11 protein-coding genes are annotated in these 10,859 nt (G+C 71.3%); 8 read left to right on the top strand and 3 right to left on the bottom strand.

Going from position 1 to position 10,859, the window contains the following annotated elements; all coding sequences use genetic code 11:
- A partial coding sequence (locus D471_RS0109100; protein ID WP_017598338.1) for an inositol monophosphatase family protein occupies window positions 1–401 on the top strand: 401 nt, incomplete at its 5' end.
- 126 nt (window positions 402–527) lie between these two features.
- Here the strand turns inward: D471_RS0109100 and D471_RS40775 are convergent.
- Window positions 528–692 (bottom strand): hypothetical protein, encoded by a 165-nt coding sequence (locus D471_RS40775; RefSeq protein WP_017598337.1) that lies wholly within the window; start codon window positions 690–692, stop codon window positions 528–530.
- Between the two features lie 618 nt (window positions 693–1,310).
- On the opposite strand from D471_RS40775, the gene D471_RS0109090 reads away from it, so the two are divergent.
- From D471_RS0109090 to D471_RS0109080, 3 genes are all read left to right on the top strand, one after another.
- A complete protein-coding gene (locus D471_RS0109090; protein WP_017598336.1) occupies window positions 1,311–1,964 on the top strand; it encodes a response regulator transcription factor in 654 nt (217 codons plus the stop codon).
- On the top strand, window positions 1,961–3,211 hold the full coding sequence (locus D471_RS0109085; RefSeq protein ID WP_017598335.1) for a sensor histidine kinase: 1,251 nt from the start codon (window positions 1,961–1,963) through the stop codon (window positions 3,209–3,211). Before D471_RS0109090 ends, D471_RS0109085 begins: the two co-directional genes overlap by 4 nt.
- Before the next feature lie 454 nt (window positions 3,212–3,665).
- On the top strand, window positions 3,666–3,962 hold the full coding sequence (locus tag D471_RS0109080; protein WP_017598334.1) for a DUF4193 domain-containing protein: 297 nt from the start codon (window positions 3,666–3,668) through the stop codon (window positions 3,960–3,962).
- Between the two features lie 347 nt (window positions 3,963–4,309).
- Here D471_RS0109080 and D471_RS0109075 read toward each other — a convergent pair whose 3' ends face one another.
- Window positions 4,310–4,588, bottom strand: coding sequence for a DUF4235 domain-containing protein (locus tag D471_RS0109075; protein ID WP_017598333.1), 279 nt, complete (start codon window positions 4,586–4,588; stop codon window positions 4,310–4,312).
- A 182-nt stretch (window positions 4,589–4,770) separates the two neighbouring features.
- Here D471_RS0109075 and valS point away from each other — a divergent pair, with 182 nt between their 5' ends.
- The 4 genes from valS (at window position 4,771) to D471_RS0109055 (ending at window position 9,649) form a co-directional block, all read left to right on the top strand.
- Complete coding sequence (valS, locus tag D471_RS0109070; RefSeq protein ID WP_017598332.1) at window positions 4,771–7,350, top strand: valine--tRNA ligase; 2,580 nt, start codon at window positions 4,771–4,773, stop codon at window positions 7,348–7,350.
- Window positions 7,351–7,475: 125 nt separating this feature from the next.
- Window positions 7,476–7,952 carry a dUTP diphosphatase gene (dut, locus tag D471_RS0109065; protein ID WP_017598331.1) on the top strand — a complete coding sequence of 159 codons (477 nt, stop codon included), beginning with the start codon at window positions 7,476–7,478 and terminating at the stop codon, window positions 7,950–7,952.
- A 56-nt stretch (window positions 7,953–8,008) separates the two neighbouring features.
- Window positions 8,009–8,860 (top strand): DUF3710 domain-containing protein, encoded by an 852-nt coding sequence (locus D471_RS0109060; protein ID WP_017598330.1) that lies wholly within the window; start codon window positions 8,009–8,011, stop codon window positions 8,858–8,860.
- Between the two features lie 48 nt (window positions 8,861–8,908).
- The gene (locus D471_RS0109055) at window positions 8,909–9,649 is read left to right on the top strand and encodes a PIG-L deacetylase family protein (RefSeq protein WP_017598329.1); all 741 of its coding nucleotides are present in this window, start codon (window positions 8,909–8,911) and stop codon (window positions 9,647–9,649) included.
- Between the two features lie 13 nt (window positions 9,650–9,662).
- On the opposite strand, the gene D471_RS0109050 is transcribed toward D471_RS0109055, so the two are convergent.
- On the bottom strand, window positions 9,663–10,823 hold the full coding sequence (locus D471_RS0109050) for a serpin family protein (protein WP_017598328.1): 1,161 nt from the start codon (window positions 10,821–10,823) through the stop codon (window positions 9,663–9,665).
- Window positions 10,824–10,859 lie beyond the last annotated feature (36 nt).

Genomic DNA, 10,859 nt, shown 5'->3' with positions numbered 1-10,859 from the left:
CCGCCCCCCGCCGCAACGGGGTGGCCCTGAGCGCTCCGGACGCGGTTCCGCTCGACCGGGCCCTGGTGGCCACCGGTTTCGGGTACTCCCCCGAGCGGCGGGCCCAGCAGGCCAGGGTCCTGCTGGAGGTGCTTCCCCGGGTCCGCGACATCCGGCGCTGTGGTGCGGCCGCCGTGGACCTGACCGGTTTGGCCACCGGCCGCTGCGACGCCTACTACGAGCGCGGGCTCAACCCCTGGGACTGGGCCGCGCCCGGGCTGGTCGCCAGTGAGGCGGGCGTGCGCGTGGGCGGGGTCGCGGGCGGGCCGCCCAGCGGGGATCTGGTGATCGCGGCGCGGCCCGAGCTGTACGAGGCCCTCGACCGCCTGCTGGCCCCGCTGGGCGCCGACACGGACGGCTAGAGGGGTCCGGGGCCGGGGGCGCTCCGGCCCCGGGGCGACACACGAGGGGCGGGGCGGACCACGGTCCACCCCGCCCCGAGCACGTGGCCCTTCCGGGGGGTCCGGTTCAGGGCCGTCGAACCCGCGTCAGCAGCGGGTGTCGATGCCGTTGCGAGCCGCGATCCGGTACAGGTCCTCCAGCTCCGACGCGTGTGTGTCGGCGAGGAAGTCGTCCCCGGCGGCCTGAGCCGAGCGGAGCGACCGGGAGGTCTCGTTGATCCGGACCTTGATCTCTGCGAGGAACTCGCCCATGACACCTCTTTCAGGGGTCGGCACCAGGGCATACGGATGCCCTGGTGGAAAGCCGTCAGCGCACGACAGCGTGTCCGCGCGATGCGATGACGCCACATCGGTGTGGCGCGGTGCCCGTCGCGGTCCGGCCCGGGGCCGGTGTCCACGCGTGCGTCTACTACCCCTACCGCACCGGAAGCCAAACCAAACCACCACCCCCGGTTTCGCGTCATCGGAGTCCGTGTCCCGGGCACGACCCCACGACGGTGCACAGGCGGGTGTCACATGACACATTTTCCTTGTGGGCCTGGGGCTTACTTGTTTCTTATTCTTGATGTGTCAGATTTGAGATGTGCGGGGTTGGGCCGCCGCCGACGGTTGGGGGATTCGTCGGCGGCGGCTCCCCGTGCGAAGCAGGGAAGCAATGCCCCCGGCCCAGCGCCCGTGTCTCCACGGGGTGAGGAAGGTGGACCTCCGCGGCGGATTCCGCGGCGGGTTTACCGCCTCCTTACCCCGAGTGTGGGAGAACGGATGACGCGGCCGGGGCCACGAACGCCGCTGCCGGTGTGTTGGGGGATGCGCCGGCAGCGGCCCCTCTTCTTTTCCCATGCAGCAGAGGTTGAGAAGGTCAAGGTCAACGTGCGCGTACTCGTGGTCGAAGACGAACGGATCCTGGCCGACACCGTGGCGGTCGGGCTCCGACGCGAGTCGATGGCGGTCGACGTGGTCTACGACGGTGACACCGCCCTGGAGTACGTCGCGGTCAATGACTACGACGTGGTCGTCCTCGATCGCGACCTCCCCGGGACCCACGGCGACGACGTCGCCCGCTCACTGGTCGGCGACAGCTACACCGGCCGCATCCTCATGCTCACCGCCTCCGACGGTGTGCAGGACAAGGTGGACGGGCTGACCCTGGGCGCCGACGACTACCTGGCCAAGCCCTTCGCCTTCGCCGAGCTCGTCGCCCGTGTGCACGCCCTGGGCCGCCGCGCGGTCCCTCCGCTACCACCCGTCCTGGAACGGCACGGCATCACGCTCGACCCCGCCAACCACCGGGTCTACCGGGAAGGCCGCGAACTGCCGCTCACCCCCAAGGAGTTCGCCGTCCTGCAGGTGCTCATGCGCGCCCGGGGCACCGTGGTCAGCGCCGAGGGGTTGCTGGAGAAGGCCTGGGACGAGAACGCCGACCCGTTCACCAACGTCGTCAGGGTCACGGTCATGACCCTGCGCAAGAAACTCGGCGACCCACCGGTCATCCAGACCGTCCCCGGTGCGGGGTACCGGCTGTGAGACCGGCGGAACGGCCGGAACCGGGCCAGGTCGAGCCCACCCGCCCGGGGGACACCGGTACGTGGCGCAGGCTCAACACCGTCGCCCCCTCCGGTGAGGGGACGGAGCGCTCCGCCGCCGCCGAGCGGGTGCACCGCTTCACGGACAACCTCAGCCTGCGCTCGCGGCTCACCCTCATCTACGGGATGCTGTTCTTCGCCGCGGGCTCGGTGCTGGTCCTGGTGAACTACCTCATCGTCACCGTCCTGCTCAACGCCCTTCTCGCGGAGGACAGCGCCTCGGAGCTGGCCACGCAGAGCTACCTCATCGAGGAGGTGCTCACCCACGTCACGCGATTCTCCCTGCTCGCCCTGTTCCTGGTGGGGCTGCTCGCGGTCGCCCTCGGGTACGCGGTGGCCGGTCGGGCCCTCTCCCCGCTCCAGAAGATCACCCGTATCGCCCGGCGGCTGTCCGAACGCTCCCTGCACGAACGCATCGCCCTGTCCGGCCCCGACGACGAGATCCGCGAACTCGCCGACACCTTCGACGGGATGCTGGAACGGCTCGACCGCGCCTTCGACGGCCAGCGCCGGTTCGTCGCCAACGCCTCACACGAGCTGCGCACCCCGTTGGCGATCAACCGGACGCTCCTGGAGGTGGCGCTCAGCGCGCCGGACGTCTCCGCTGACCTCAAGAGCGTCGGGCAAACCCTGCTGGAGACCAACGCGCGGCACGAACGCCTCATCGACGGCCTCCTCTTCCTGGCCAAGAGCGACCGGGAACTGGAGTCGCGCACCCGCGTCGACCTCGGGGAGGTCGCCGAGACGGTCCTCAGCCAACTGGCCGGAGACCTGTCCGAGTCAGCTCTCCAACTGCGCCTGGACCTGCGCCCAGCGCTTGTGGAGGGCGACCCGGTCCTTCTGGAACGGCTCGTGGGCAACCTCGTGGAGAACGCCCTCAAGTACAACGTCGCCGAGGGTGAGATCACCGTCCGCAGCGGCATGTACGAGGGCAGGCCCGCCATCCAGGTGGAGAACTCGGGCAAGGTGATCCCCGCCTACGAGATCGAGGGACTCTTCGAACCGTTCCGCCGCGGTTCCGGTGACCGCGTCGGATCGGGGCGCAGCGCCGGCCTCGGACTGTCCATCGTCCGGTCCGTGGTGCGCGCCCACGACGGCGTCGTGACCGCGTGGCCGCGCGCGGGCGGCGGACTCGTCGTCACCGTGTGCCTGCCGGTTCCTCCCGGTGAGGTGGCCGACCGCCGCTGAGGTCCGGACCCGAGCTGCGCGTGGCCACGCTTCGTGGTATCTATACGTGTCCGAAGACACGCCCACCCCTGTCACGAGCGTCGACTCCGGGTGGGTATGCTTCCCCGGGCGTGGACACGGAGGGAATCCCTCCTGACGTGGGCATGTCTTGGTTCTTGCCCACCGGTGGGGGAGTGTTCCGCGCTCGTCCGTGATGGGCGGAAGCAGGGTTTTCAGGTCTATCGGGAACCCCGACGCTGGGTAGTACACGGGGAACCGGCCGACGCGCGGCCGCTGTGGCCGTCTTCGGCCACGATTCCACGGGAGTGCTGCTGACCTGTGGACGGTGACCCGGGAGGGGGCACGGTTCGCCGGGGTCGGAAAAACTCATTGGCCGAACCGGGCACAACGAAGGTCTCTCAAGCGTTACACCCGCGCGACGAGGCACTGAACGAGGGGGATGGAGTTAGCAGAGATGGCCACCGACTACGACAGCCCGCGCAAGACTGACGAGGAAATCAACGAGGACAGTCTCCAGGAGTTGCAGGCGCGGCGCGCGGACAAGAGCGCCGGGCCGATCGACGCCGACCCCGACGAGGTCGCCGAGGGTCTGGAGCTGCCTGGCGCGGACCTGTCCGGCGAGGAGCTCGCGGTCCGCGTCCTCCCGCGCCAGTCCGACGAGTTCACCTGCGCGCGGTGCTTCCTGGTGCACCACCGCAGTCAGCTCGCCGAACAGCGCGACAGGCAGCTGATCTGCAAGGAATGCGTCTGACCGGACGGGGCGGACCTCCGTCCCCGTCCGCGGCGACACCGCCGCTCCCCGTTCTGGGGCCCGCACGGCGGTGCTGACGACGTGCACGGCGGTGGACGGCCGACCACACGCGAGAAGCGTGCGGTGGGCCGTCCACCGCGTGCTCTCCCGGGGCGTTTTCGCTTCGGGTCCGCCGCCTCGCCCCGCCCCGACCGTCGCCACCAACGGACGACCGCGGCGCGGCGCCCGCTCCAGTCGGGCGCCCCGAAAGCGGGGATTGCTCGTCCTCGCCTGACGCTCGTCGCTCGCTCGCGGCTCGGCGCGCCCTGAGAAACCCCGGCGGAGCCCGAACGGCCCCGGGAGCGTGGTCAGGCCTCGATCTCGTCACGGTCGGACCGGGCCAGCCCCTTGCGCGCGGTGCGCACGGCCAGTACCCGGGCGACCTCCACGCCGACGCCGGCCACCACGGCCCACCCCAGCGCGCGGCCGAGACCGACCTCGGGCGATTCCAGGTCCGTCGGGGGCTCCTCTCCGGTGGCGCGTGTCCAGGCGAAGGTCAGGGCTTTGCGGGTGACGTACTCCGCGGCGAACCCCGCCACGAATCCGAGCAGCGCGGGGGCGAGTTCACCGCCGTCCTTCTTGGCCATGTTGTCTCGTTCACCGTTTCCGTTGGGCTTCGACGACGCGCGACCGGCGCGCGTCGTATCCGTACGGGGATCTTTTCACGGACGCCCCCCGCACGCATGACACCCCGGCGGGGTATTGACGTCATTGTGGAAGGCGCGAAGAAGCGGAACGATCACGGTCGTCGGCGGACTACCATTGCCCCATGACCAACCGCTCTCATTCCTTCCGCATGCCCGACAAGCCTTCGCTGGACGGTATCGAGGCGAAGTGGGTCGACGTATGGGATGAGTCCGGCGTCTACCACTTCGACCGCACCCGCAGCCGCGAGGACGTCTACTCCATCGACACCCCGCCGCCCACCGTCTCGGGCTCGCTGCACATCGGCCACGTGTTCTCCTACACGCACACCGACACCGTCGCGCGCTTCCAGCGGATGAACGGCAAGGCCGTCTTCTACCCGATGGGCTGGGACGACAACGGTCTGCCCACCGAGCGCCGCGTCCAGAACTACTACGGCGTGCGCTGCGACCCGTCGATCCCCTACGACCCGGACTTCCAGCCCCCGGCCAAGCCCAACCCCAAGCGGCAGATCCCCATCTCCCGCCGCAACTTCATCGAGCTGTGCGACCAGCTCACCGAAGAGGACGAGAAGGTCTTCGAGTCGATCTGGCGCCGCCTCGGGCTCAGCGTCGACTGGCGGCACACCTACGCCACCATCGACGACAACTCCCGCGCCGCCGCCCAGCGCGCCTTCCTGCGCAACCTGGCCCGCGGCGAGGCCTACATGGCCGAGGCGCCCACCCTGTGGGACGTCACCTTCCGCACCGCCGTCGCCCAGGCCGAGCTGGAGGACCGGGAGCGCCCCAGCGCCTACCACAAGCTGGCCTTCCACAAGCCCGACGGCGAGCCGGTCCACATCGAGACCACCCGCCCCGAGCTGCTCGCGGCCTGCGTCGCCCTGGTCGCCCACCCCGACGACGAGCGCTACCAGGACCTGTTCGGCACCACGGTGCGCACACCGGTCTTCGGCGTCGAGGTCCCCGTCCGCCCGCACCGCCTCGCCGACCCCGAGAAGGGCTCCGGCGCCGCGATGATCTGCACCTTCGGCGACATCACCGACGTCACCTGGTGGCGCGAGCTCCAGCTGGAGACCCGCCCCATCATCGGCTGGGACGGCCGCATCATGGCCGACCCGCCCAAGGGTCTGGAGTCCCCCGAGGGGCGTGAGGCCTACGCCACACTCGTCGGCGCCACCGTGCACACCGCGCGCGAGCGCATGGTCGAGCTCCTGCGCGCCAGCGGCGACCTGATCGGCGAGCCCAGCCCGATCACCCACCCGGTGAAGTTCTACGAGAAGGGCGACAAGCCCCTGGAGATCGTCACCACCCGCCAGTGGTACATCCGCAACGGCGGTCGTGACGAGGACCTGCGCGAACAGCTCATCCAGCGCGGCCGTGAGCTCGTCTGGCACCCCGAGCACATGCGCTCGCGGTACGAGAACTGGGTCGGCGGCCTCAACGGCGACTGGCTGATCAGCCGCCAGCGCTTCTTCGGCGTGCCGTTCCCGGTCTGGTATCCGCTCGACGCCGAGGGCAACCCGCGCTACGACGAGCCGATCGTCCCGGGTGAGGACCAGCTGCCCGTCGACCCCAGCTCGCAGACGCCCGAAGGCTACACCGAGGAGCAGCGCGGCCAGGCGGGCGGTTTCATCGGCGACCCCGACGTCATGGACACCTGGGCGACCTCCTCCCTGTCACCGCAGATCGCCTCCGGTTGGGAACGCGACCCCGACCTGTTCGAGCGCGTCTTCCCGATGGACTTCCGCCCCCAGGGACAGGACATCATCCGGACCTGGCTGTTCTCCACGGTCGTGCGCGCCCACTTCGAGAACGGCACCCTGCCCTGGAACACCACCGGCATCTCCGGCTGGATCCTGGACCCGGACCGCAAGAAGATGTCCAAGTCCAAGGGCAACGTCGTCACGCCGATCGCGCTGCTGGAGAAGTACAGCTCCGACGCGGTCCGGTACTGGGCGGCCAGCGGCCGTCTGGGCACCGACACCGCCATGGACGAGGGCCAGATGAAGGTCGGCCGACGGCTGTCCATCAAGATCCTCAACGCCAGCAAGTTCGTCATGTCGGTCGCGGGCGAGGGCGCGGTCACCGACCCGGCCGCGGTCACCGAGCCCCTGGACCGGGCGATGCTGGCCACCCTGGCGGACGTGGTGGAGGACGCCACCGCCGCCTTCGCCGCCTACGACCACACCCGGGCCCTGGAGCGCACCGAGCGCTTCTTCTGGGACTTGTGCGACGACTACCTGGAGCTGGTCAAGGCCCGCGCCTACGACACCGAGTCGCCCCAGGGCGCCTCGGCGCGCGCGGCCCTGCTCATCGCTCTGGGGGCCCTGCACCGGCTGTTCGCGCCCTTCGTCCCCTTCGTCACCGAAGAGGTCTGGAGCTGGTGGCAGGACGGGTCCGTGCACACCCAGCCCTGGCCGGACGCCGCCGAGTACCGCACCGCCGCCGCCGACGGCGACCCGGCCGTGCTCGCCGCCACCGCCGAGGTCCTGCGCGCGGTGCGCAAGGCCAAGTCCGAGGCCAAGCTGTCCATGCGCGCCGAGGTCGAGCGCGTCCGGGTGTCGGGCAAGCAGGTCGAGTCGGCCCGTGCGGCCAGCGGTGACATCGCTGCCGCCGGTCGCGCCGCCGGGATCGACTTCGAGGCCACCGACGAGGCCGAACTCACCGTCGAGGTGACGCTGCCGGAGCCGACCGAGGACCAGTGAACCGACGCGCCGGCGGCACTCGAACGAACCGTTCGGGTACCGCCGGCGCGCTTCGGAGCGCCGTCCCACGCCTCGGTGCCGTCGGACACAGGACCCGCCTCCCGGGAGCGATAGGCTCAACGGTTGTGAGTACCTCATCCCTGGAAGACGGCCGGATCCCGATCACGGTCCGCCGTCTGGACCCCGGTCTTCCCCTGCCCGAATACGCGCATCCCGGTGACGCGGGCGCCGACCTGTACACCGCCGTCGACGTCGACCTGGCGCCGGGGGAGCGGGCCACGGTCCCCACGGGCCTGGCGATCGCCCTGCCCGACGGGTTCGCCGCCTTCGTGCACCCGCGCTCGGGTCTGGCGGCGCGCTGCGGGGTGACGATCGTCAACGCTCCGGGCACCGTCGACGCTGGGTATCGCGGCGAGATCAGGGTGACACTCATCAACACCGACAGGGACACCCCCGTGCGGCTGTCCCGTGGTGACCGCATCGCGCAGCTGGTCGTCCAGCGCGTGGAACGGGTCGAGTTCGTCGAGGCGGACTCCCTGCCCGAGTCGGTGCGCGGTGTGGGCGGTTTCGGTTCGACCGGGGGCCACGCCGCGCTGCGGTGACGGTGCCCCGAAACCCCGGCGCGACCCGGGATCAACGGAAGCGGAGAGGTGAGGGCGTGTTTGGACGCCGCCGTAAGAAGCGCGACGACAAGGCCGGGAGAGGCGCGGAGACCGGGGCGGCGCCCCGGAGGACGGGTGCCGCGGGCGAGGTCTCCTTCGACAACGAGGTCGAGCCCGCCAAACCGACCGAGCGGATCGTCAAGGACGCGGACCGGTACCGTGCCACCGGCCCGTGGGACTCCACCGAGGAATTCCCCGAGGCGCGGCGGATGGACCTGGGCAGCATCCGGCTGCCGATGGAACAGGGCACCGAGATCCAGGTGAACGTCGCCCAGGACGCCCAGGGCAAGCAGAAGATCATCGGGGTGACCCTCGTCAGGGGCAAGACCGCGCTCCAGGTGCAGCCCTTCGCCGCCCCCAAGTCCTCCGGGCTGTGGGACGAGATGCGGGAGGAGCTGCGCGAGCAGGTCACCAAGCAGGGCGGCAAGAGCGAGGAGCACGAGGGCACCTTCGGCCCCGAACTCCAGGCGGTCGTCCCGGTCAAGGGCAAGACCACCGAGGACGGCAGGCAGTTGGGCCAGCGCGTGCGGTTCATCGGCGTGGACGGTCCGCGCTGGGTGCTGCGCGGCGTGATCCGCGGAGAGGGCGCCGTCAAGCCCGAGGTGATGGCCGAGGCCGAGCAGCTGTTCGCCAACATCGTGGTGGTCCGCGGCGAACAGCCGGTACCGCCCAGCGAGCTGCTGGAGATCACCGTTCCCAAGCAGCTCCAGGAGCAGATGGCCGCCGCCGTCAAGGCGCGCGCGGCGCAGCAGCGCGCGGCCCGCAACGGCAGTGCCGGGAGTTCCCCGAACGGCTCGGCGCCGGGCGGCCAGGCCGGGTCGGCGCCCGGCGGTGCCACCGGTTCCTGAGGCCGTCTTTCGGTGTGCCGGGGAGGCGCGCGCTCTAGGGTGAATGCCATGACGGACATGAACGAAAACAGCGCCCCCCGGCCCCTCCCCGAGGACTGGAACCGTGCCCTGGCGGTGGTCGCCCACCCGGACGACCTGGAATTCGGGGTGTCGTCGGCGCTCTCCCGCTGGACCGGCCAGGGCAAGAGCGTGGTCGAGCTCATGGTCACCCGGGGCGAGGCGGGCATCGACAGCCTCCCGCCGCAGGAGTGCGGCCCCCTGCGTATGGCCGAACAGCGCGCCTCGGCGACCGCCGTGGGCGCCGAGGCGGTGGAGTTCCTCGACTTCGCCGACGGCGCCCTGGAGTACGGCCTGCCGCTGCGGCGCGCGCTCGCCGACGCGATCCGGCGGCACCGCCCGGACGTCATCGTCTCCATCAACTTCCGCGAGGCCTTCCCGGGCGGAACGTCCTTCAACCACGCCGACCACCGGGTGCTCGGCCCCGCCCTGCTGGACGCGGTGCGCGACGCCGCCAACCGGTGGGTGTTCACCGACCAGCTCGGCGACGGCGTCGAACCGTGGTCCGGGGTGCGGTTCGTGGCCTTCGGCGCCTCGCCGAGGCCGACGCACTACGTGGAGCTGGGCGAGGCCGACCTGGCGGCGGGGATCGCCTCCCTGGACGCGCACGAGGTGTACCTGGCCAACCTCGACGGCTTCGACCAGAAGTCCTTCCTGTCCAAGGCCGCCGCGGAGGCGGGCGGCCGCGTGGGGACGGCGCTGGCCACCGAGTTCGAGGTCTTCGACGCCTGAGCCCGTCCGCCGCTCAGGACGCGGCGGGGCCGGGGTCGGCGGGGTCGGTGACGCGGCCCAGGAAGAGGATCGCCTCGCCCCGCCGCAGGACGAACACGAACGGCCGGTCCGCGGTGAACTCCACGGGCGGGGGTGGCTCGGGCAGCGCGTCCGGCACCCCTGCGACCGCCACCATGGCCGTCGCGGCCGCCGCCTCGGCCCCGGCCTCGTCCACGGTGACCACGGACCGGTGCAGGATGCGGTCGAACCGTGCCGGTCGGTCGCACATCCCGGGCAGGTCGGGGGCGGCCTCGGCCAGCGCGTCGAAGGACAGTTCACGCAGGGCGGTGAGCACGTCCACGCTGTGCTCCAACCGGAAGCGCGGCAGGGAGAGGTCGACCGGGCGGTCGACGGTGTTCCCACGCAGTTCGGCCAGTGTGTCGGGGGTCAGGGCGGGCAGCTCACCGGAGGGGTCGTCGGGCAGGAGCACGTCGAGGGTCAGGTCCTGGTCGCCCTCCAGGCTCACCATGCTCCACCCGGCGGCACGGGCGTGCTCCAGGTACGCGTCGGACCACATCATCGGCACCTCCCGGTCGCCCTCGGGCGCGTGGAAGACGCGGGGGCGTGTCTCCTCCGGATCGAAGGGCATGACCCAGCGCAGACGGACCCACAGGGTGGTGGCCAGCACCGCGAGGGTCTGCGGGGTGACCGACCCCGGGGGCAGGAGGGCGCGGACCAGCCCCTGGGTCGCGTCGGCGATCGCGGCGTTGATCGCGGTCCGGGTTCCCTCGGGGTCGCGGGCGAAGTCGGCCGTGGCCACCTCGGAGCCGACCAGCCCGAGCATCCGTTCCTCGAACTCCGGCCGCAACCGCATCCCCTCGGCGGTGTACAGGGCGGTGGTCGCCACGATGTTCTCCGTGTCCCCCACGCGCACGGCCGTGTCCAGGAGGTCCAGGTGCGCGGCCACGGCGGCGTCGGCCCCGGGCGGTGCGGGGAACGTGCTGTCGGCCAGGAGCACGTTGCACAGTTGGTCGCGTGCCCGACCCCCGGCCGCCGAGGCGAGGAGGGCCAGCACGGTGCCGACCGACTGGGGCGACCACACGTGCGAGCGTCCCGGGGCGGTCACCGCCCAGTCCAGCAGGGCGGCGAGGAACGCGTGGTCGCGATGGGTGGCGGGGGAGGCTGGTGCGGTCATGCTCGTCCTTCGCGGGTCGGGGTGGGACGGTCAGGT

Source organism: Nocardiopsis lucentensis DSM 44048 (genome assembly GCF_000341125.1).
Classification (GTDB): domain Bacteria; phylum Actinomycetota; class Actinomycetes; order Streptosporangiales; family Streptosporangiaceae; genus Nocardiopsis; species Nocardiopsis lucentensis.
This window is presented reverse-complemented; position numbering and strand designations above follow the sequence as displayed.

Coding starts and splice junctions, on each gene's coding strand:
- D471_RS40775 (WP_017598337.1), bottom strand. CDS start 692: ATGGGCGAGTTCCTCGCAGAGATCAAGGTCCGGATCAACGAGACCTCC.
- D471_RS0109080 (WP_017598334.1), top strand. CDS start 3,666: ATGGCCACCGACTACGACAGCCCGCGCAAGACTGACGAGGAAATCAAC.
- D471_RS0109075 (WP_017598333.1), bottom strand. CDS start 4,588: ATGGCCAAGAAGGACGGCGGTGAACTCGCCCCCGCGCTGCTCGGATTC.
- valS (WP_017598332.1), top strand. CDS start 4,771: ATGACCAACCGCTCTCATTCCTTCCGCATGCCCGACAAGCCTTCGCTG.
- D471_RS0109055 (WP_017598329.1), top strand. CDS start 8,909: ATGACGGACATGAACGAAAACAGCGCCCCCCGGCCCCTCCCCGAGGAC.
- D471_RS0109050 (WP_017598328.1), bottom strand. CDS start 10,823: ATGACCGCACCAGCCTCCCCCGCCACCCATCGCGACCACGCGTTCCTC.